The organism is Plantactinospora sp. BB1 (assembly GCF_003030385.1).
In the GTDB taxonomy this organism is placed as follows: Bacteria; Actinomycetota; Actinomycetes; order Mycobacteriales; family Micromonosporaceae; genus Plantactinospora.
In genome coordinates this window covers 7,185,230-7,206,426 of record NZ_CP028159.1, presented here as the reverse complement: position 1 = coordinate 7,206,426, position 21,197 = coordinate 7,185,230, and the positions used below count along the sequence as shown (strand labels likewise).

The following is a 21,197-nucleotide window of genomic DNA, read 5'->3' as shown; positions in this document are numbered from 1 at the left end:
GCCCCGGATCGCCCCCGGGCCGCCCCTGCAAACCGCGGCCGGCCGTCGGGCGAGGCGGGTCACCGGCCGTCCAGGTGCAGCAGCAGGAGCTGCTCCGGGTGCAGCGGCGGAGCCTGTAGGCCGGCGTTGCCGAGGCTGCGCCCGGTCAGCCGTACCCCGTCGGTGGTCCAGGCCGGCGGCGCCGGCAGGCTCCGCGCGGCGTCGGGCGGCGCGACGGCCCGGACCAGGTAGCGGCGGTCCGGATCGAGGCCGGGCAGGCGTACCGGTCCGGGGTTCACCGTGGTCCCGGTCGCCACGGCGACGATCGCCATGATCGCCTCGGACCGGTCCGGTGCCACCACCCCGTGCACCCAGAGCGCCGGGTCCGGATGGTCGACCCGGACCACCGTCCCGCCGTGCACCAGCGCCCGGTGCCGCTTGTAGAGCGCCACCCACCAGGCCAGTTCCTGCCGCTGCTCGCCGGTGGCGGCGGTCAGGTCCCACTCGATGCCGAAGCTGCCGAAGAAGGCGGTACCGGCCCGGAAGCCGAGATCGTGGGTACGCCCGGTGGTGTGCGCCCGGCCGGAGCCGACGTGCGAGCCGATCAGTTCCGGCGGCAGCAGGAGCTGGGTCCAGCGCTGGATCGACTGCCGTTCCAGGGCGTCGATGCAGTCGCTGCCCCAGATCCGGTCGGTCCGTTCCAGGATGCCCAGGTCGACCCGGCCGCCGCCGGAGGAACACGACTCGATCTCCAGCCGGGGATGCCGTTCCCGCAGCGTGTCGAGGAGCCGGTAGGTCGCCAGGGTCTGCCCGTGCACCCCGGGCCGCCCCGACGGCTGGTGCCCGGCGTCGAGCAGGTCCCGGTTGTGGTCCCACTTCAGGTAGTCGATGTCGTACTCCCGGACCAGCGCGTCGAGCCGCCCGAGCAGGTACTCGTACGCCTCCGGGTGGGTCAGGTCGAGCACCTGCTGCCAGCGGGCCGACCGGGGCAGCCGCCCGCCGGTGCCGAGGATCCACTCGGGATGGGCCCGGGCCAGTTCCGAGTCGGGGTTGACCATCTCCGGCTCGACCCAGAGCCCGAACTCCAGCCCCAGCCCGCGTACGTGTGCGACCAGCGGATGCAGGCCGTCGGGCCAGACGGCCGGGTCGACGTACCAGTCGCCGAGCCCGGTCCGGTCGTCGCGCCGGCCCAGGAACCAGCCGTCGTCCAGGACGAATCGCTCCGCGCCGACCTCGGCGGCGGCGTCGGCCAGCGCGGTGAGCCGGTCGAGGTCGTGGTCGAAGTAGACCGCCTCCCAGGTGTTCACCACCACCGGCCGCGGTCGATGCCCCACCCGGCCCGTTCGGCGCAGGTGTGCGTGGTACCGGGCGGACATCTCGTCCAGCCCCCGGCCGTACGACGCGTAGAGCCAGGGCGTCCGGTAGCGCTCGCCCGGCGCCAGCGCGATCTCGCCGGGCAGCAGCAGCTCACCGGCGGCGAGCAGCGCCTCGCCGTCCGGGGTCCGTTCGGCGTGCAGCCGGTGGTTGCCGCTCCAGCCGAGGTGTACCCCCCAGACCTCGCCGGTCCGGAAGCCGAAGCCGGCCGTACCGGCCACCATCAGCAGCGAGGCGTCCAGGCCCGGCTTGCCCCGGCGGCTCTCCCGGGACCGGGTGCCGACGGTGAACGGGCTCCGCTGCGGGCTGCGTTCCCGGCACCACCGCCCGGTCAGGTCGAGCAGCTCGTCCGCCTGCGGCGGCACCGGCAGTCCGAGCAGCAGCCCGGCCAGCTGGTAGGTGTCGGCGTCGGCCGGGTTCGTCAGCTCGGCGCGGAGCCGGAGCAGCCCGGCCGGGTCGAGTTCGACCTCGATGACCAGGTCGAGGCGGGCGGCGTCGTCGGTGGCGCTCACCACGATCGTCGCGGTCGTCCCGGCCGGCTCTCCGCCGGTTCCGCCCGGCTCGTCGCGCACCCGCAGGTCGGTGCGGCGGAACCGTGGCGACCAGTCGCGACCGGCGCGGTGCCCGGAGAGCCCGGGTAGGCCGAACCAGGCGTACGTGTGCTCGGGCAGGATGCCCACCGGCCGGCCCTCCGGGGTCCCGGGCCGGGCCGGCCGGCGGAGCGCGGTGCCGAGGCCGGCGAGTTCCGGCTCGGTGAGCGGCCCGAGGTCGGCGCCCCAGTGCAGCACCGCCGGCACCCCCGGGTCGGTGGCGTCCAGCAGCAGGCTGACTCCGGCCCGGCGCAGGTGCACCAGGCGGCCGTCGGTGGCGGGGCTCGGCGCCGGCTGGCGGGTCTGACTCGGCACGGTCACGGGGGTACGCCTCCGCGGGATCGAAGGATTTGTCACGCCCTGGCCCGGGTAGCGTCCCTTCGGCCGTCCCGTCCCGTCAACGGCCTCCCGTCCCGCCCGGGCGCCGCCGCCGGACCGCAAACCGGGTACGGGCCGGCGGCCGGCATGGTGGACAATCTGCACCGTGACCGATAGCAGCCTTCCCCCCGCCGCGCCTGCCGGCTGGGAGTCTCCGCTCGACGACCTGCGGTGGCGGGGACTCCTCTTCGACTCGACCGATCCCGCCGAGCTGGCGGAGCACTTCGGCTCCGCTCCGGTGACGTTCTATGTCGGGTTCGACCCCACGGCGCCGAGCCTGCACATCGGCAACCTGTTGCAGGTGCTGACGGCCCGCCGGCTGCAACTCGCCGGGCACCGCCCGCTGCTGCTGGTCGGCGGGGCGACCGGCCTGATCGGCGACCCCAACGAGCGGGGCGAGCGGACGCTGAACAGCCCGGAGGTGGTGGCGAGCTGGGTGGAGCGGATCCGCAGGCAGCTCGCGCCCTTCATGTCGTACGAGGGCGACAACGCCGCCCGTCCGGTCAACAACCTGGACTGGACCGGGGAGATGTCGGTGGCGGAGTTCCTCCGCGACGTCGGCAAGCACTTCCCGATCAACCGGATGCTGGCCCGCGAGGTGGTCAAGGCCCGGCTGGAGAGCGGGATCAGCTACACCGAGTTCAGCTACCAGCTCCTCCAGGCGAACGACTTCTTCGAGCTGCACCGGCGGTACGGCTGCACGTTGCAGTTCGGCGGTTCCGACCAGTGGGGCAACATCACTGCGGGCGTCGACTACGTGCGGCGCCGTGGTGCGGGGCCGGTGCACGCCTTCGTCACCCCGCTGGTCACCAAGGCCGACGGTACGAAGTTCGGCAAGACCGAGGGCGGGGCGATCTGGCTCGACCCGACGATGACCAGCCCGTACGCCTTCTACCAGTTCTGGGTCAACACCGACGACCGGGACGTGGCGCAGTACCTCCGGTACTTCAGCTTCCGCTCGCATTCCGAGATCGAGGAGTTGGAGAAGGCGACGGCGGAGCGGCCGGCGGCCCGGGTCGCCCAGCGGGCGCTCGCCGAGGAGCTGACCGCACTGGTGCACGGGGCCGAGGAGGCCCGGCAGGCGGTCGCGGCCAGCCAGGCGCTCTTCGGCCGGGGTACCCTTGACGAGCTTTCCGCCGAGACCCTCCGGGCGGCGCTGGCCGAGACCGGCCTGGTAGCGGTGCAGAGCCTGCCGTCGGTGGCGGTGCTGCTCCGCGAGACGGGACTGGTGAGCAGCCTCAACGAGGCCCGGCGGGCGATCACCGAGGGCGGCGCCTACGTCAACAACGAGCGGGTGACCGACGTCGAGGCCACGGTGCCGACGGAGGCGCTGCTGCACGGCCGCTTCCTGGTGCTGCGCCGGGGCAAGCGGACCTTCGCCGGGGTGGAGTTGGTGTCCGGTCGATGATGTGACCGGGAATGCCCTCCGCGGATTTGACGTTGCACCCTCCAGACGCGTAATTTTCTCTCTGCCCACCGGGGGAACGGACGAACGGCGCGAAACGCGCAGCAGGCCGGACCCGGGGGTGTGAGACCAGGTCAGCGGGTGGTTCACCACCCCGACGACCTGGCGGGCGGGGCGACACCGATGTGCCGGAACGGGCGATTTGGAGTTGCGGACCTGACCGGGTAGAGTGAACGATCGGGCAGTGAGCCGGGCGAGCGTGTGGGTGACTCCGCGAGCGGCCGGACTGCCGGACTCCTCGACCAGCACAGCCGAGAGGTTCGTGCCCTGATCGAGGGACAGCTAGATCGACATGAAGCGGATGTCGAACCGAATTCATTCGGTTTGACGGTGCGAAAGCGGTCAGCTAACGTATTACGAGTGCCTGGCGGAAACGGCGGGTGCGGATAGCCCCGGGTGGCTGGTCTTTGTGGCTGGTTGTCTGGTGTGTGGTTGTTCTTTGAGAACTCAACAGGGTGCTTGATAAGCCAGTGCCAAATTGTTTGTTTGTTTGGCAGCAAGTGTTTTTATTGTTGCCGGGTTGCAAATTTTTCGATGGTTTTTGTTGGAGTACCGACCCGGCAGGCCGGGGACTGCTGCTGCGGACGTACGCCGGGTATAACCACCGCCACCGGCCCGGTGTTCCGCGATCCGCCCCCACCCACCACCCGATCATGACCAAAAACCGGACACCCGGGTCACGACCGGACGGCGGTCAACCCGTCGAGCAGCGCCAGCACCCGGGCCGGGTCCTCGACGTGGGCGTTGTGCCCCAGACCGGACAACGTGCGGGTCGGCACACCGAACCGGGCCAACTCGTCGTCACCGACCATCGGGTCGTGCTCGCCCCGGGCCAGCAGCACCGGGGCGGAGACCGCCGCCAGCAGCCCGGCCATCGCCGGAGCCCCGACGCCGAACGCGCGCGGATCCATCGCCAGCCGCCAGCGGCCGTCCCCGGCCGGGACGATTCCGCCGTCGACGACCGGATCGTCCGGTTCGACGAGCCCGACCAGGCCGGAGACCCGCAGATGGCGCCGCGCCGCCTCGGCCCGGGAGTCGTACCAGGCGACCGGGCGGTCGGCGAGCGCGGCGGCCCTGCCCAGCTCGTCGGCGGTCCAGCCGACCTTCACACCCAGCCCGAGAACCGCCTCGACCGCCCAGCCGGACCCGCTACCGGCCGGACCGTCCGATCCGCGCCCCGCCAGGGCCAGCCCGACCGCACCGCCCAGCGAGTGCCCGAGCACCACCACCCGGTCACCGGGCGAGAGCAGTCCGGCCAGGCCGGCCGCCAGCGAGTCGAAGGAGTACCGGTCGAGTGGCGCGGAGCCGCCGTGTCCGGGCAGGTCCGGTGCCAGCCAGCGTCCCGGCCAGCGGTCGGCGAGCAGCCCCGCCCAGCCCCGCCACACGTCACCGGTGACGCCCATCCCGTGCAGCAACAGAAGCAGCGGCTGGCCGCTGCCGCCGCCGAGCGCCACCCGCAGGTCCCCGGCCGCCGGATCCGCACCCGTCATGCCGAGCAGTCTGCCACCGGGAACCGTCCTGCCGAGCCCCGCACCGACGGCGATTCTGCACCGCCGCCAGCAGGTCAGCGCAGCGCGGCGGCCATCCGGCGGACCGCCTCGGTGACCACCTCCGGCGAGGTCGCCAGGTTGAACCGGGCGTGTCCGGCACCGCCGGTCCCGAAGAGCGGCCCGGAGACCAGCGCGACCCGGCCGCGCTCCAGGAACACCTCGGCCGGGTCGGCGGGCGCGCCGGAGCCGTCGACCGGCAGCGGCAGGTCCCGGCAGTCCAGCCAGGTCAGATAGGTGCCCTCCGGAGGCCGGTACCGCACCTGCGGCAGGTGCTCGGCGAGCAGGTCACCGAGGAGTCGACGGTTCTGGTCGAGCCCGGCCAGCAGTTCGTCGAGCCATCCGCCGCCGTAGCGGAACGCGGCGGTGTGCGCGAGGGCGCCCAGATGACTGGCGCCGTCGCCGGCCACCTTCGGCAGCCGGGCCAGGTCGTCGGCGGCCGCCGGTCCGGCGACCGCCAGCGCCGCCTTCACCCCGGCCAGGTTCCACGCCTTCGAGGCGGAGTGCAGCGCGAGGCCGCGTTCACCGCCGGGCATCGAGAGGTACGGCCGGAACGTCACGCCCGGATAGATCAGCGGCGCGTGGATCTCGTCCACGACGACGCGTACGCCGTACCGGTCGGAGAGTTCGATCACCATCGTGAGTTCGTCGGCGGTGTGCACGGTCCCGGTCGGGTTGTGCGGGCTGCACAGCAGGTAGGCGGCCGACCGGCCCCCGTCGACGGCCTCGGCGAAGGCACGCTCCAGGGCGTCCGGGTCGAGCCGGTACTCCGCGTTCAGCGGCGCCTCGACGACCCGCCGCTCGTTGCTGCGGAGGAAGTCGTAGAACGGCGGATAGACCGGCGGATTGATCACCACCGCGTCGCCGTATCCGGTGACCAGCTTGACCATCTCGACGACGCCGAGCATCACGTCGGGGACCAGCCGGGTCTGCTCGACCTTCGGGGCCCAGCCCCAGCGTTCCCGGGCGAATCCGGCGAGCGCCGAGGCGTAGTCCGTACCGTCCGGCGGGTAGCCGGTGTCACCGAGCGCGACGGCGTCGGTCAGCGCCCGCGCGACCGGCTCGGCGAGCGGTACGTCCATCTCGGCGACCCAGAGCGGGAGTACGTCCGGCGGATAGCGCCGCCACTTCTCGCTGGTACGGCGTCGCAGGTCGGCCAGGGAGAGGGTCTGCAAGGGGTTGCCCACCACGCCACGGTACTTCGCCGCCGGGCCGGCGTGGCTGGTACTCCGGCCGGAACTCTTCCCGGCGTCGCCGCCCGGCGGCGAGTGCTCAGGAGTAGAGGCGCAGGATCCGTACGACGGCCGCCCGGTCGCCTTCGACGCGCACGGTCCCGTCGCGCTCGGCCTGCCCGAGTGGCACATCGGCGAAGAGGAGGCGACTCCAGACCGTCGACTCTGCGGTCACCGTCGCCGCTGGCTCGGTGGCCACACCCGCCCGGACGTCGATGCGCCCGTCGACCGGGGCCACCCGGTAGTCGCAGATCGGCGGGTCGGGGCGCCGGCCGTCGTACAGGCGGAGGGCCAGGACCGGCGCCTCACCCGGCACCTCCGGTGCCATCGTCCGCATGGCGAGGACCGTCCCGTCCGGAGTCATGCCGCCATCGGTGCTCGGGTCGGGGCCGGCGGAGTACCAACGCCCCAGCGATCCCAGGACGGACTCCAGTTCGCGTCCCCACTCCGTCGCGACGTACGCGCGGGTGCGGGCCAGGTCCGAGAGGACGACCTGCTCGACGATCCCGGTCTCCTGTAGCGACCGCAGCCGGTCGGCGAGAACGGCCGGGGTGATGCCACGGACGGACTCTTGCAGGTCGGTGAAGCGCTTGGGTCCGAGAATCACCTCACGCACCACGATCAGCGTCCATCGATCGCCCACCAGGTCGAGAGCGTTCGCGGCACGGCAGGCGTCGCCGAGTTCCCGAAAGGTCCGCTTGGTCGGCACGCCGTCTCACCGCCTTCCCTCTAGCTATGGTCAAGCAAGTACTCGCTATGTTTAAGCTATCAGCATGACAACCGTCCACACCACGACCCCCGCCCCTCCGGTCGTCGACCGCGAGACCTGGCTCGCCGAGCGCGAGGCGTTGCTCGTCCGCGAGAAGGCGCACACCCGCGAGGGCGACGCGATAGCCGCCGCCCGGCGCCGCCTGCCGATGACCGAGGTGACACCGATCTCGCTCATCGGAGCGCACGGCCCGACGCCCCTGTCGGACATCTTCGCCGGCCGCGACCAGCTCGTCGTCTACCGGCACATGTGGCACCTCGGAAAGCCCTTCGAGGACCAGTGCGAAGGCTGTACGGCCAGCATCTGGGACTTCCAGAACGCGGCATACCTTGAGGAGCGGGGCATCTCCTTCGCGGTCTTCTGCGAGGGGCCGTACGAGGAGATCGCTCCCTTCCGGGACTTCATGGGCTACACGCACCCGTGGTATTCCACGCACGGCATCGACGACCCCGCCTATGCCGGCGGCGGCGAGATCGCCTGCTTCCTGAAGCGAGACGATCGGTTCTTCCTGACGTACGAGACGACCGGCCGGGGGGTCGAAGCGATCATGTCGTCGCACAGGCTGCTCGACATGACCGTCTACGGCAGACAGGAGGTCTGGGAGGACTCACCGGAGGGCTGGCCGCAGGAACCGACCTACACGAGGTGGCGCAGGGACGGCCGACCCGTGCCGCAATGGACCAGGCCCGGAGTCGGGCCGGTCGGCGCAGCACACCAACAGCACTGCCACTGACGGTCGGCGGGTGGCGGGCCCCGGTGGGACGGTCAGTTGCGCACGGGTGGCCCGAACACCCGCTCGCGGTCGAACGGGCAACTGGAGACCTCGTCGCCGAACAGCTCGGCGACCAGGTCGCGGGCGCTCGGCAGTACCGGGTGCGGCCCCCGCCGCCCGTCCCGCCACTCGGCGTCCCAACCGCCGTCGCTGTGGATCGCGAACCCGTCCGGCAGCAACCGGTGGCAGCGGAGCAGGATGGCGCTGACGGCGAGGTCGTAGGGGTGGCGGCCGGTCTTGCAGAACCCGGTCACCCGGCCATCGGCGCGCTCCTGGCGGTAGCCGGGCCAGCGGGGCGCCAGCACCAGCGGTTCGCAGCTCTCTTCGCGCTCCCGGTCACCGTTGACGGCGATGACCTCGTACTCCGGTGGCAGCGTCCCCTCGAACGGATCCCGGCAGAGCCGTACGCCGGCCGTCGCCACCCGGTCGAGGATGCGCTCGGCGTCGGCCCGCATCCGGGGCCACGCCGCCAGGAACGACGGGCTCCGCGGACGGTACGAGAAGTAGTGGGTGTAACCCATGCGAGGAATTGTCGCGGGACGAGGGACATTCTGGCGGTCCCGGTCGAGCGGTCCGCCGCCGTCAGCCAGCCGTGTCGCAGGGGATCTCCTGGCTGACGAACGCCCGCCACGCGTCGGCGGCGAAGACGAGCACCGGCCCGGACAGGTCCTTGCTGTCCCGGACCCCGACCGCCCCCGGCAGGCCGACCGCAACCTCGACACACGCCGCCTGGTTCGAACCGCTGCGAACGCTCTTGCGCCAGTGGGCTCCGGTCAGATCCATGTCTTGGCCACCTTCGCTATCAACTCGGTCGACTGCGGCTGGTCCGGCCGCGCCTGCTGATCACCCGCGCCCGGCGGTTACGGCATCTGTATGGGATATGACCCCGGCCCGTACGGCATCGAACTCGGCTGCACCGGATGGGTCTCCCGGCGCTCGGCCTGGGCGAACCCGGCGGACCGGCTGTTCACCTGCGGCCAGCCACCGGCCTCGTGGAACAGTCGTAGCGCGGTCGCCACCACCTCGGCCAGCGACTCGTTCGCCTCGATCTCGATGGTGGCGCCCGGGGTGTCGATCCGGACCTTGGTCGGACTGGCCGAGCCGTCGCCCGACGACCTCGACGCCGCCTCGTCGGCCGGGGCCGACGCCGACTCGGGCGCCAGAGGTGCCGGCATCGCGGGGTGCGGCGTCGGCGCCTCGGCGCCGGTCGGACCGTCCGGTGCCGCGGGGACGGCCGGCGGCGGGGTGGTCTCGGGTATCGGCGTGGTCTCGGGTACCGGCGAAGTCTCCGGGGCGATCTCCGGCGGCGCCGGCTGGGCGGGGACCGATCCGGCAGACGACACGACTCGGGATGGTTCAAATGTCACCCCGTCATTGTCGGGTCGAGCCGCACCGGTCCGCCACGCCGTCCCGGGGCGCCGGACGCGAGGTCGGGCCGGTCAGCCGGCGACCAACTCCGCCTCCTCGGCCCGGGGCCGCTCCTCCTGCGCGAACTGGGTCCGGTACAGCTCCTCGTAGCGGCCACCGGCGGCGAGCAGTTCGTCGTGGGTGCCGCGCTCCACGATCCGGCCCTCCTCGACCACCAGGATCTGGTCGGCGGCCCGTACGGTGGAGAGCCGGTGCGCGATCACCAACGCCGTACGGTCGGCCAGCGCCTCGCCGAGCGCCGCCTGCACCGCCGCCTCGGAGGTGGAGTCGAGGTGCGCGGTCGCCTCGTCCAGGATCACCACCCGGGGTCGGGCCAGCAGCAGCCGGGCGATGGTCAGCCGCTGCCGCTCACCACCGGAGAGCCGGTAGCCGCGCTCGCCGACCACGGTGTCGAGCCCGTCGGGCAGTCCCTCGATCAGGTCGGCGAGCCGGGCCCGGCGCAACGCGTCCCACAGCTCCTGCTCGGTCGCATCGGGCCGGGCCAGCAGCAGGTTGCTCCGGATGGTGTCGTGGAACAGGTGCCCGTCCTGGGTGACCAGGCCGAGCGTCTCCCGGAGCGAGTCGGCCGACAGGTCCCGCACGTCCTGCCCGGCCAGGCGTACGGCGCCGGAGTCGGTGTCGTAGAGCCGGGGTACGAGCTGGGCGATGGTGGACTTGCCGGCCCCCGAGGAGCCGACCAGGGCGACCAGTTGGCCCGGCTCGACCCGGAACGAGACGTCGTGCAGCACGTCGACCCCGCCCCGGGTGTCCAGGGTCGCCACCTCTTCGAGGGAGGCGAGCGAGACCTTCTCCGCCGACGGGTAGCCGAAGGTCACCCCGTCCAGCTCGACCGAGACCGGCCCGTCCGGCACGTGGCGCGCGTCGGGCTTCTCGGTGATCAGCGGCTTGAGGTCGAGGATCTCGAAGACCCGCTCGAAGCTGACCAGCGCGCTCATCACCTCGACCCGGGCGCTGGCCAGGGCGGTCAGCGGGGCGTAGAGCCGGGTCAGCAGCAGGGCGAGCGCGACCACGGCACCGGGCTCCAGTTGGCCGCGCAGCGCGTAGAGGCCGCCGAGGCCGTACACCAGGGCGAGAGCCAGCGCCGAGACCAGGGTGAGCGCGGTGATGAAGACCGACTGGACCATGGCGGTGCGTACCCCGATGTCGCGAACCCGGCGGGCCCGGAGCGCGAACTCGGCGGACTCCTCCGCCGGCCGGCCGAAGAGCTTGACCAGGGTCGCGCCGGGCGCGGAGAACCGCTCGGTCATCTGGGTACTCATCGTCGCGTTGTGGTTGGCGGCCTCGCGCTCCAGCCGGGCCAGCCGGCTGCCCATCCGGCGGGCCGGCAGCACGAAGACCGGCAGCAGCACGAGCGCGAGCAGGGTGATCCGCCAGGAGATCCCGATCATCACCACCAGGGTGAGCAGCAGGGTGACGAGATTGCCGACCACCCCGGAGAGGGTGTCGGAGAACGCCCGCTGCGCGCCGATCACGTCGTTGTTGAGCCGGCTGACCAGCGCACCGGTCCGGGTTCGGGTGAAGAAGGCGACCGGCATCTTCTGCACGTGGTCGAAGACGGCGGTACGCAGGTCGAGGATGAGCCCCTCGCCGATGCTCGCCGAGAAATAGCGGGTGAGCAGCGCGAGGCCGGCCTCGGCCAGCGCGACGACGCCGATCAGCACGGCGAGCCCGACGACCAGGTCGGTGCTCCCGCCGCCGACGATGCCGTCGACCACCCGACCGGCCAGCACCGGCGTGGCCACCGCGAGCACCGCCAGCACCACGCTGAGCAGGAGGTAGTAGGTCAGCCGGCGGCGGTGCGGCCGGGCGAAGCCGGCGATGCGCCGGAGCGTGGCCATCGAGAACGGCCGTCTGTCCTGCTGGGCGTGCATCGCGTGGTAGAGCGAGTTCCACGCCGTGACTTCCATACTCATCGCTGGCACCCTCCGTGAACACCGAGTCGCCCGGACCTTATCGGCGCCCACCGACAGTACGACCTCAAGCAATGTCGAGGTCAACCGTCGCGGTCCGCCCGGAGTGGCGGTCGGGGCGGCGGTCGGGGCGGCGGTCGGGGCGGCGGTCGGGGCGGCGGTCGGGGCGGAACGAAACGACTGAAGATGTGACAGACTCGCGACTCGTGCCGCTCCGCCTCCCCCGCCCCGGCCGCTACGGCCTGCTCGCCGCCGCGCTGGGCGCGCTCGGTGTGCTCTGGCGGATCTGGCTGACCGTGGTCGGCACCCCGCCCACCAACAGCGACGAGGCCACGATGGGGCTCGCCGCGCTGCACATCGCGCAGGGGCGGGACCTGCCGGTCTTCTTCTACGGACAGCACTACATGGGCACCGTCGAGGCGTACCTGGCGGCGCCGCTGGTCGCGCTGGCCGGGCCGTCGGTGACCGCGCTGCGGATCCCGACGCTTCTGCTCTACGCGCTCTTCCTGCTGCTGATGTACCTGCTGGTCCGCCGCGTCTTCACCGCCGGCCTGGCGGTGCTGACCGTCGGGCTGCTGGCGCTGGGCTCCGACCGGATAGTGAAGAACCAGTTGATCGCCGGTGGGGGCTATCCGGAGACCGCCCCGATGGTCGCCGGGCTGCTGCTGCTCGGCTACCTGCTGGCCACCCGCGCCACGACCCGCTGGTACGCCTTCGCCGGCTGGGGCGCCCTGTTCGGGCTGGTCGCCTGGAACCACTGGCTGCCGGCGCCGTACCTGCTCGGCGCCCTGGTGGTGCTCGGCACCGCCCGGGTGCTGACCCGGCGCACCGCCGGACTGGTCGGGGCCGGGCTGCTGGTCGGGGTGGTGCCGTTGATCGTCGGAAACGTGCAGGCCGGCTGGGCGGAGAACTCGATCGCGGTCTTCCTCCGGCTGAACGGGGCCGGCACCGACGCCGGGCTCTGGGAGCGGATCGTCGGCGGCGCCTGGCTGGGCCTGCCGCTGGGCACGGGCCTCTGCGAGCCGGGTTACTGCGCCGGCTGGTCGCTCTGGTGGGGACCCGTCGTGCTGGTACTGCTCACCGCGGCCCTGCTGCTCGCGGTACGCCGGCTGCGTACCCCGGCACCGCTGGACCCCGTCGACCGCACCCGGGCGGTGACGCGGCTGGTGATGGCCGCCGCCGGGCTGCTCAGCGTGCTCAGCTACGTACGCAGCCCGGCCGCCGCCGACTCACCTGTGGAGAGCGCCCGCTACCTGTCGGTGCTGCTGGTCTCGCTGCCGGTGGCGCTCTGGCCGCTCTACCGGCTGGCCCGGGCCGGCGGCCGTACGGCGATACCGGCGGCGCTGCCGATCGCCGCGCTCGCGGTCACCATGCTGGCCGCCACGGTGAGCCTGGTCGGCACCGTCGACGAATACCGGGCGGAGCGTGCGGAGCGGTCGGAGGTGCTGGCGGCGCTGCGCGAGCGGGGGCTGAGCCACGTGCACGGCGGGTACTGGACCTGCAACTGGATCACATACCTCAGCGCGGAGCGGACCACCTGCGGCGTCGTCGACGACCGGCTCGACCGGGGACTCAACCGGTACCCGGGCTACTGGCACCCGCAGCCGCAGGCCGTACTGGCGCCGATCGGCTCACCGCTGGACGCCGAACTGGCCCGGCGGATGCCCGACAGCACCCCGGAAACCGTTGCCGGCTACCACCTCTACCCGCCACCGCCGGCAGCCTGAGAATCCGCCGCAGCGAGGTTACCCCCGTCACACCACGTCGTGTCATCCTGACCGAATGCGAGTCACCTCGATGTACACGTACCCGGTGAAGGGGTGCCGTCGGATGGACCGCGACACGGCCCGGGTCGAACCGTGGGGCCTGGACGGCGACCGGCGCTGGTTGATCGTGGACGAGAACGGGCTCGGCCTGAGCCAGCGCCAGCACCGGGAACTGGTGACGATGCGGGCGATCTCCCGGCCGGGCGGGCTGACCCTGGAGGCGCCGGGGCTGACCCCGCTCGACCTGGCCGAACCGACCGACGGCGAGCCGCTCCAGGTCCGGGTGTACCGGGCGCGGCCGCCCGCACCGGTCCGCGCCGCCGGCCCGGAGGCGGACGAGTGGCTCCACCGGCTGTTGGGACGTACCGTCCGGCTGGTCTGGCTCGGCGACCCCACCGGCAACCTCGTACCCTGGCCGGTGCCGGCCGAGGTCGGCGCCGAACTGAGCTTCGCCGACGGCACCCCGCTGCTGCTGGCCAACACCGCGTCGCTGGACGCGTTCAACGGCTGGCTGCGGGAGTCGGGCAGCGCCGAGGGGCCACTGCCGATGATCCAGTTCCGCCCCAACGTGGTGGTCGACGGTGCCGCGCCGTGGGCCGAGGGCGAGTGGGTCGGCCGGCGGATCAGGATCGGCGGGGCGGTGTTCCAGGGCGCCGCCGAGTGTGGCCGGTGTCTGATCTCGACGATCGACCAGGAGACCGGGGAGCGGGGGCGGGAGCCGCTGCGGATGCTCGCCGCCCGCCGGAACATCGGCCGGAAGCTCCTCTTCGGTCTTCAGCTGACGGTGTGGGCCGAGTCGGGCGGGGCGGCCGAGGGTCGTACGGTCAGCGTCGGTGACGCCGTGGAGGTGCTGGACTGACCCGGAACGTACCTCAGCCCGGGAGCGACGGCGACGGGCCGCCCGCGCATCGCGGACGGCCCGTCGATTGGTTGTCGGGTCAGGTCAGGCGGCGGCCAGCGCCGGGCCGTCGGCCGTGTCGAGCAGCCCCGGGTCGTCGGCCGGCCGCAGGGCCAGCGCCAGTACGTCCGCCACGTCGGCCAGGGTGTGCACGGTCAGTGCCTCCCGCACCTCGGTGGGCAGGTCGTCCAGGTCCGGTTCGTTCCGGGCCGGGATGATCACCTCGGTCAGCCCCGCCCGGTGCGCGGCGAGCAGCTTCTGCTTCACCCCGCCGATCGGCAACACCCGGCCGGAGAGGGTGACCTCGCCGGTCATGCCGAACTCCGGGCGTACCGGTCGGCCGCTGGCCAGCGAGGCCAGCGCGGTGACCATGGTGATGCCGGCGCTCGGGCCGTCCTTCGGCACCGCACCCGCCGGGACGTGCAGGTGGATCCGCCGTCCGGCCAGCGCGTTCGGGTCCAGCCCCAGCGCCCGGCCGTTCGACCGGAGGTAGGAGAGGGCGATGTGCGCCGACTCCTTCATCACGTCGCCGAGTTGCCCGGTCAGGGTCAGCCCCGGCTCGCCCTCCATGCTGGTCGCCTCGATGAAGAGCACGTCACCGCCGGCACCGGTCACCGCCAGCCCGGTCGCCACCCCGGGCACCGCCGTCCGCTCCGCCGACTCCGGCGTGAACTTCGGCCGGCCCAGGTAACTGGTCAGGTTGTCGGTGTCGACGCGTACCGGACCCTCGGTCGAGGCCAGCGCGACCGCGACCTTGCGGAGGATCTTCGCCAGCGCGCGTTCGAGCTGGCGTACCCCCGCCTCGCGGGTGTGCTCGGCGGCGATCCGGCCCAGCGCCTCGTCGGAGACGCTCACCTCCTCGGCGGTCAGTCCGGCCCGCTCGATCTGCCGGGGCAGCAGGTGGTCCCGGGCGATCGCGACCTTCTCCTCCTCGGTGTAGCCGTCCAGCGTCACCAGCTCCATCCGGTCCAGCAGCGGGCCGGGGATCGCCTCCACCACGTTGGCGGTGGCCAGGAAGAGTACGTCGGACAGGTCGAGGTCGACCTCCAGGTAGTGGTCCCGGAACGTGTGGTTCTGTGCCGGGTCCAGCACCTCCAGCAGGGCGGCGGCCGGGTCACCGGCGTACCCCGCCGAGATCTTGTCGACCTCGTCGAGCAGCACGACCGGGTTCATCGAGCCGGCCTCGCGCAGCGCCCGGACGATCCGGCCGGGCAGCGCGCCGACGTACGTCCGGCGGTGGCCACGGATCTCGGCCTCGTCCCGGATGCCGCCGAGGGAGACCCGGACGAACTTCCGGCCCAGCGCCCGGGCGACCGACTCGCCGAGGCTGGTCTTGCCGACTCCGGGCGGGCCGCCGAGGGCGAGCACCGCGCCCGAGCCACGGCCGCCGACGACCTGGAGGTTGCGGGCCGCGCGCCGGTTGCGCACCGCCAGGTACTCCAGGATGCGGTCCTTCACGTCGGCCAGGCCGGCGTGGTCGGCGTCGAGCACCTGCCGGGCCTGCACCAGGTCGGTGTTGTCCTCGGTACGCGTGGACCACGGCATCTCCAGCACCGTGTCCAGCCAGGTACGGATCCACCCCGCCTCCGGGGAGGCGTCACTGGCCCGCTCCAGCTTGCCGACCTCGCGCAGTGCCGCCTCGCGTACCTTGTCGGGCAGTTCGGCGGACTCGACCCGGGAGCGGTAGTCGGCCGAGCCGTCCGGCTCGTCCTCGCCCAGCTCCTTGCGGATCGCGGCGAGCTGCTGGCGGAGCAGGAACTCGCGCTGGGACTTCTCCAGTCCCTCCCGCACGTCGGAGTTGATCTGCTCGGTGACCTCCTGCTCGGCCAGGTACGCCTTCACCCAGCCGACCAGCAGGTCGAGCCGGGCGGTCACGTCCGGTGCGGCCAGCAGTTCGATCTTCTGTTCCAGGGTGAGCCACGGCGCGTAGCCGGCCGAGTCGGCCAACTCGGCCAGGTCGGTCATCCGCTCGACCGCGTCGATGACCTGCCAGGCGCCGCGCTGTTGCAGCAGTGACGTCACCAGTGCCCGGTACTCCCGGGCGAGTTCCTTGGCCCGGCCGGCCGGTGCCGGCTCGGTGATCTGGACGGTCTCGACCCAGAGGGCCGCACCGGGACCGGGCACGCCAGAGCCGATCCGGGCCCGGGCCTCGCCGCGCACCACGGCGGCGGGTTCGCCGCTGGGCAGCCGGCCGACCTTCTCGATCGTGGCGATGACGCCGATGGAGCCGTACTCCCCGTCGACCCGGGGCACGGCCAGAAGCTTCTTGTCGCCCGTGGCCCGGGCGGCGTCCACCGCTGCCTGGGTGGTCGCGTCCAGGGTCACCGGGATGACCATGCCGGGCAGCAGGACAGCGTCGGTCAGAGCAAGAACCGGAAGAGTTGCCATCACACACCTGCCATCGTTAGTTGAGCTTGTACGACTCAAGTAACAAACGGTGCTCCATGTTCCGGCTTGTGATCCAGAGCACTGCGGCTGTCCGGAGTTCCGGGGAAAGGTCCGGAGTTCCGAGGAAACGTCCGGAGTTCCGGGGAAACGTCCGGGATGCCGAGGGAACCGGACAGTCAGTCCGGGCGGGGACGGCCGGGGCAGGGCGGGATGAACCAGCCGCGTCGGGCCGTCCGGAGCAGCGCCGCGTGCCGGTCCGGGGCGTCCAGCTTGGCCACGATCCGCGCGACGGTCTCGGCGACGGTGCCGACCGGCAGGCCCAGGCCGACCGCGATGCGCCGGTCCGACCAGCCCTCCAGCAGCAGGCCGACCACCACCAACTCGCGGCGGGTCAGCACCGACCGGCCGCCGGGCAGCGCAGAGAGCACCAGCACCCCGACCACGGACGGCGGTGCGGTGGCACAGCCCAGCACGGCGACCTGGAGCAACCCCGACCGGTCGTCGGGCTCCTGCCCGACACAGGCCGGCCAGAGGAACGAGGCGGAGCCGCCGCAGTTGACCGCCTGGTGCAGGGCCACGCCGGGCAGCGCCGAATCCGGGGCCAGCAGCGGATGCCCGGGCAGGCCGGGCAGCGGATGCGCATCGCCGCCGCGGGTCAGCACCGCACCCGCCCGGGCGTTCCGGACGACCTGGGCCAGCACCGCCAGCGACCGGACCTGGTCGACGGCGGCGGCGACCTGCGGAGCCAGCGCCGCGACCAGATCCCGTTCGGCGTCGGTCGGCCGATCGGGGTCGTCGGTGCACATGACCAGTACCCCGACGTGCCGGCGGTCCGGGGTGAACAGGCCGACCGCGATCCCCTCCCGGAAGCCGGCCGGAAAGTAGTAGTCCCCCCAGACCGGCAGCTCGGCCAGCGGCACCGGCGAGTCACGGGCCCGCTGCGGCACGGGTGAACTGGTCAGCCCGACCAGTTCGACCTGCTCCAGCAGCGCCGCCGTGCCGAAGTAGTTCCTGATCCGGGTGTCGTAACCGAAGCTGGCGACCTCGGCGTACCGGCGCTGCCGGTCGTCGAGCAGGGCGAGCCAGGCGGCCTGGACCGGCACCACCGCGCCGATCCCGGCCAGCAACTCGTCCGGCTGACCGGCGCGGGCCACCGCCGAGGCGATCTCGGCCAGGCCACGGATCGCCTTCGACGATGATGGTGGAGGAGCGGTCATCACAGAACCTTCGTCCGCGGACAGGCCGGTACGACGACGCGGAACGGTCAGCGTCGGATCCGGGCAAGGGGCTGGGGGACGTAGAGGCCCAGCCGCAGTGCACGGACGGCGGCCAGGGTACGGGTCGGGGCATCCATCTTGTCCAGGATGTGTTCGATGTGCGCGGCAACCGTGCGTTGGGTGATCACCAACTGGCTCGCCATCCGCTGGTTGGACCAGCCGTCGACGAGCAGTCCGAGGATCTCCAACTCCCGCCTGGTCAGGCCGCGCAGGTCCCTCGTGGGGGAGATCAGCAGCACCGCGAGCAGGTGTGGCGGCGCCGAGGCCGGACAGGCCAGTACGGTCACCTGGAGGTGCCGGCCCGGATCGTCCGACGACGGGTACGGGCAGAGGAACGAGTTGTGCACGTGCCCCTCGCGCAGCCCGGCCGCCGCCACCTCCAACACCGGCGCCCCGACCTCCAGCAGCGGATGGCTCGGCAGCCCGGGTAGCGGCAGCACGTTGCCGGCCCGGGTCAGCACCACACCCCACTGCGCGTCGGCGACGATCCTCGACAGCGTGACGATCGACCGCATCGGGTCGACGGCGTCGGCCAACGTCGGCGTGAGCAGCCCGAGGAAGTCCCGGATCGCATCGCTCGGCTGCGCCGGGTCGTCGGTGTGCAGGGTGATCAGCCCGAGGTGCCGTCCGTCCCGGCTGAACAGGGTGAGGCCGATCCCCTCCCGGAAACCCGCCGGCTCCAGGTGCTCCGCCCAGGACTGCAACTCACCGGGCGGTACCGGCGCGTCGCGTACGCACATCGGCGGCCGGTCCCGGTCCATGCCGAGCAACTCCATCTCCCGGTAATGCTCCGAGCTGCGCATGTAGGCGAGAGTCGCCTCCGTGTAACCGGACTCCCCCATCGCCTCGAACTCCCGACGCTCCGGGTCGAGCACGTGCATCATCGAGCCGCCGGTCGGCATCAGCCGGTGCAGTACCTTCAGCAGTTCCGGCACCCGGTCCCGCACATCTCCCGGCAGCGCCGCGATCCGCTCAATGTCAGCCACGATCTCGGCGGCACCGGGTGGCAGCTCAACCATCCCCCGTACCGGTACACCGAGCCGTCGCCCGCATGATGATCCACTCCTCGCCGTGTCCGCAGCGCCGCCACCACACTGCCCGCACTGATGCGGTTACCTATGAGAACGGCGGGGACCGCCGCCGGAAACGGCGGCGGACCCGAACGGCGCTCAGTTCGGTGGCGCCGCCCCGGGCAGGTGCGGGATGAACCAGCCCCGCCGGGCCGCCCGCAGCAGGGCGACGTGCCGGTCCGGGGCCTCCAGGCCGGCGACGCACCGCTGCACCGACTCGGCGACCGCCGCACCCGGCAGGTCGAGCCCGACCGCGGCCCGCTCCTCCGTCCAGCCCGCCAGGAGCAGACCCAGCACCACCAGTTCGCGCCGGTCCAACGGGCAGCCGCCGGCCGGCACCGGCGCGAGCATCGCCACCCCGACCAGCGGCGACAGGGCGGCGGCGCAACCCAGCACCACGACCCGGAGCAGATCGTCCCGCACCTCCCACCCGCCACCCGCCGGGCGGTACGACGGCTGCCGCCGGTGCCGGGCCGGCCAGAGGAACGAGACGGCGCCCTCGCCCCGGGGCGCGTACTCGTCGATCACGGTGAGCAGCGTCGAACCCGCCGCCAGCAGCGGATGGTCGGGCAGTCCGCAGAGGGGCAGCGGCTCGCCCACCCGGGTCAGCACCACCCCGGCGACGGCGTCGTGCACCACCCTGGCCAGCGTCGCCAGCGACCGCAGCGGGTCCAGGGTGGCGGCGATCCGGGGCGTCAGCAGGCCGATCACGTCCCGCTCCGCGTCGGTGGGATGGTCCGGGTCCTCGGTGCTCAGCACGAGCATGCCGACGTGCCGCCGGTCCCGGCTGAAGAGCCCGGCCGCCAAGCCCTCCCGGTAGCCGGCCGGCAGGTAGTAGTCACTCCAGACCGGGTACTCGACGGCCGGAACCGGCAGGTCCCGACCGCGACACGGCAGCGGCGACTCGGTCAGCCCCGCCTGCTCGGCCTGCCGCGTCGTCTCCCCGGTGCGGAAGTAGTTGCGGATCCGGTCGTCGTATCCGGCGCCGGCCACCTCGGCGAACCGGTGGGACCGGTCGTCGAAGAGGGACAGCCAGATCGCGTCGTACGGGACCACCCGGCGCAGCAGCGACAACCACTGTGCCGGGCGGTCGGTGCCGGGCGGGCTGGCGAGGATCGACGCCGCCTCGTGGAACAGTTCGGGGAGGGCGGGGGTACGGGTCATCTTCCGCTCCGAGTCAACGATCGCGGCACGTAGAGGCCCAGCCGCAGCGCGCGTACGGCGGCCAGGGTCCGGGACGGGGCCGCCAGTTTGGCGAGGATGTGTTCGACGTGCGCGGCGACGGTACGCGGGGCGACCACCAGGGCCTTCGCGATCCGCTGGTTGGGCCAGCCGTCGACGAGCAGCCCGAGGATCTCCAGTTCCCGAGGGGTCAAGCCGTGCAGGTCACCGGGGGGCGAGAGCAGCACCACGGCGTGCAGGTACGCCGGTGCGTGTCCCGAGCAGGACAGCACGGTGACCCGGGCATAGCCGCGGTCGGCCGGGTCCGGCCCGCCGGGGCAGAGGAACGCGGCGTGCCGCTCCCCCTCGGCCAGGCTCTCCGCCGCCGCGACGAGTACCGCCGAGCCGGGCCGCAGCCGGGGGTGCTCCGGCAGTCCGGGCAGCGCGAGCACCTCACCGGCACGGGTGAGGACCACCCCGGCGACCGCCGAGGTGACGACCGTGGACAGTGTGGCGATCGAACGCATCGGATCCACCGCGTCGGCGATCACCGGGGCGAGCAGGCCGAGAAAGTCCCGAGCCTCGTCGGTCGGGTGCTCGGCGGTCTCGGTGTGCAGGGCCAGCACACCTATCTGCCGGCCGTCCGGACTGAACAGCGGGACCCCGACGCCCTCCCGGAAGCCGGCCGGGGCGAAGTGCTCGACCCAGGAACAGATCTCGGCCAACGGTATCGGGGCGTCCCGGACCCGGACCGGGGCCCGGTCCCGGTGCAGCCCGAGCAGCTCGACCTCCTGGTAGTGCGCGGCTCCGAGCAGATGCGTCATGATCGACTCGCGGTAGCCGACGGCGCCGAGCGTCTCGAACCGGCGCCGCTCCGGATTCAGCACCTGGAGCACACCCGCCTCGTACGGGACCAGCCGGCGCAGCACCACGAAGAGTTCGGCCACCCGTTCCTCGGTACCGGCCGACGAGGACGCCACCCGCTCGACCTCGGCGGCGATCTCCGCGGCGTACGGCGGAAGTTCGCCCACCGGTCAGTGTCCGGACCGTCGGCGCATCGGATCGACGACTCCCTCTCATATCGGCAGTCCTGTCAATCGACAGCACGGGCACAGGTGCGATTACCTAGGTAAACGCCGGTCTGCACCGCAGGACACGCGGCCGCCGGCCCGGGGGATGAACCGGTCCGACGA

Annotated in this window: 17 protein-coding genes; 4 read left to right on the top strand and 13 right to left on the bottom strand. The window is 72.6% G+C overall.

Annotated features, from left to right (window positions below; translation table 11 throughout):
• Window positions 1-59: 59 nt before the first annotated feature.
• Complete coding sequence (locus C6W10_RS31555; protein ID WP_369937277.1) at window positions 60-2,264, bottom strand: alpha-galactosidase; 2,205 nt, start codon at window positions 2,262-2,264, stop codon at window positions 60-62.
• Window positions 2,265-2,427: 163 nt separating this feature from the next.
• On the opposite strand from C6W10_RS31555, the gene tyrS reads away from it, so the two are divergent.
• The gene (gene tyrS, locus C6W10_RS31550; RefSeq protein ID WP_107262724.1) at window positions 2,428-3,729 is read left to right on the top strand and encodes a tyrosine--tRNA ligase; all 1,302 of its coding nucleotides are present in this window, start codon (window positions 2,428-2,430) and stop codon (window positions 3,727-3,729) included.
• A gap of 734 nt (window positions 3,730-4,463) precedes the next feature.
• Here tyrS and C6W10_RS31545 read toward each other — a convergent pair.
• The 3 genes from C6W10_RS31545 to C6W10_RS31535 form a co-directional block, all read right to left on the bottom strand.
• Window positions 4,464-5,276 carry an alpha/beta fold hydrolase gene (locus C6W10_RS31545; protein WP_107262723.1) on the bottom strand — a complete coding sequence of 271 codons (813 nt, stop codon included), beginning with the start codon at window positions 5,274-5,276 and terminating at the stop codon, window positions 4,464-4,466.
• A gap of 74 nt (window positions 5,277-5,350) precedes the next feature.
• The gene (locus C6W10_RS31540; protein ID WP_234361494.1) at window positions 5,351-6,520 is read right to left on the bottom strand and encodes a MalY/PatB family protein; all 1,170 of its coding nucleotides are present in this window, start codon (window positions 6,518-6,520) and stop codon (window positions 5,351-5,353) included.
• A gap of 85 nt (window positions 6,521-6,605) precedes the next feature.
• Entirely contained in the window at window positions 6,606-7,274 is a 669-nt protein-coding gene (locus tag C6W10_RS31535) for a helix-turn-helix domain-containing protein (protein ID WP_107262721.1), read from the bottom strand.
• Between the two features lie 64 nt (window positions 7,275-7,338).
• On the opposite strand from C6W10_RS31535, the gene C6W10_RS31530 reads away from it, so the two are divergent.
• Window positions 7,339-8,067 (top strand): DUF899 family protein, encoded by a 729-nt coding sequence (locus C6W10_RS31530; protein WP_107262720.1) that lies wholly within the window; start codon window positions 7,339-7,341, stop codon window positions 8,065-8,067.
• A gap of 32 nt (window positions 8,068-8,099) precedes the next feature.
• Here the strand turns inward: C6W10_RS31530 and C6W10_RS31525 are convergent, their stop codons facing one another.
• The 4 genes from C6W10_RS31525 to C6W10_RS31510 all read right to left on the bottom strand — a co-directional run bounded on the left by C6W10_RS31525 (window position 8,100) and on the right by C6W10_RS31510 (window position 11,447).
• On the bottom strand, window positions 8,100-8,627 hold the full coding sequence (locus C6W10_RS31525) for a hypothetical protein (RefSeq protein ID WP_107262719.1): 528 nt from the start codon (window positions 8,625-8,627) through the stop codon (window positions 8,100-8,102).
• Window positions 8,628-8,688: 61 nt separating this feature from the next.
• A complete protein-coding gene (locus C6W10_RS31520) occupies window positions 8,689-8,889 on the bottom strand; it encodes a DUF397 domain-containing protein (RefSeq protein ID WP_107262718.1) in 201 nt (66 codons plus the stop codon).
• A gap of 77 nt (window positions 8,890-8,966) precedes the next feature.
• Window positions 8,967-9,449, bottom strand: coding sequence for a hypothetical protein (locus C6W10_RS31515; protein WP_107262717.1), 483 nt, complete (start codon window positions 9,447-9,449; stop codon window positions 8,967-8,969).
• A gap of 96 nt (window positions 9,450-9,545) precedes the next feature.
• Entirely contained in the window at window positions 9,546-11,447 is a 1,902-nt protein-coding gene (locus C6W10_RS31510; protein WP_107262716.1) for an ABC transporter ATP-binding protein, read from the bottom strand.
• 203 nt (window positions 11,448-11,650) lie between these two features.
• On the opposite strand from C6W10_RS31510, the gene C6W10_RS31500 reads away from it, so the two are divergent.
• Window positions 11,651-13,171 carry a glycosyltransferase family 39 protein gene (locus tag C6W10_RS31500; protein ID WP_107262714.1) on the top strand — a complete coding sequence of 507 codons (1,521 nt, stop codon included), beginning with the start codon at window positions 11,651-11,653 and terminating at the stop codon, window positions 13,169-13,171.
• Between the two features lie 55 nt (window positions 13,172-13,226).
• Window positions 13,227-14,069 carry an MOSC domain-containing protein gene (locus C6W10_RS31495; RefSeq protein ID WP_107262713.1) on the top strand — a complete coding sequence of 281 codons (843 nt, stop codon included), beginning with the start codon at window positions 13,227-13,229 and terminating at the stop codon, window positions 14,067-14,069.
• Between the two features lie 84 nt (window positions 14,070-14,153).
• Here the strand turns inward: C6W10_RS31495 and lon are convergent, their stop codons facing one another.
• The 5 genes from lon to C6W10_RS31470 all read right to left on the bottom strand — a co-directional run bounded on the left by lon (window position 14,154) and on the right by C6W10_RS31470 (window position 21,035).
• Window positions 14,154-16,496: an endopeptidase La gene (lon, locus tag C6W10_RS31490; RefSeq protein ID WP_107262712.1), complete on the bottom strand. Its 2,343-nt coding sequence runs from the start codon at window positions 16,494-16,496 to the stop codon at window positions 14,154-14,156.
• A 176-nt stretch (window positions 16,497-16,672) separates the two neighbouring features.
• Window positions 16,673-17,713, bottom strand: a complete 1,041-nt coding sequence (locus tag C6W10_RS31485) for a hypothetical protein (protein ID WP_159104835.1) — start codon at window positions 17,711-17,713, stop codon at window positions 16,673-16,675.
• A gap of 47 nt (window positions 17,714-17,760) precedes the next feature.
• The gene (locus C6W10_RS31480; RefSeq protein ID WP_107262710.1) at window positions 17,761-18,792 is read right to left on the bottom strand and encodes a LuxR C-terminal-related transcriptional regulator; all 1,032 of its coding nucleotides are present in this window, start codon (window positions 18,790-18,792) and stop codon (window positions 17,761-17,763) included.
• Window positions 18,793-18,942: 150 nt separating this feature from the next.
• On the bottom strand, window positions 18,943-20,007 hold the full coding sequence (locus C6W10_RS31475) for a hypothetical protein (protein WP_107262709.1): 1,065 nt from the start codon (window positions 20,005-20,007) through the stop codon (window positions 18,943-18,945).
• Entirely contained in the window at window positions 20,004-21,035 is a 1,032-nt protein-coding gene (locus tag C6W10_RS31470; protein ID WP_107262708.1) for a LuxR C-terminal-related transcriptional regulator, read from the bottom strand. The genes C6W10_RS31475 and C6W10_RS31470 overlap by 4 nt, the downstream gene beginning before the upstream one ends.
• Window positions 21,036-21,197: the final 162 nt, after the last annotated feature.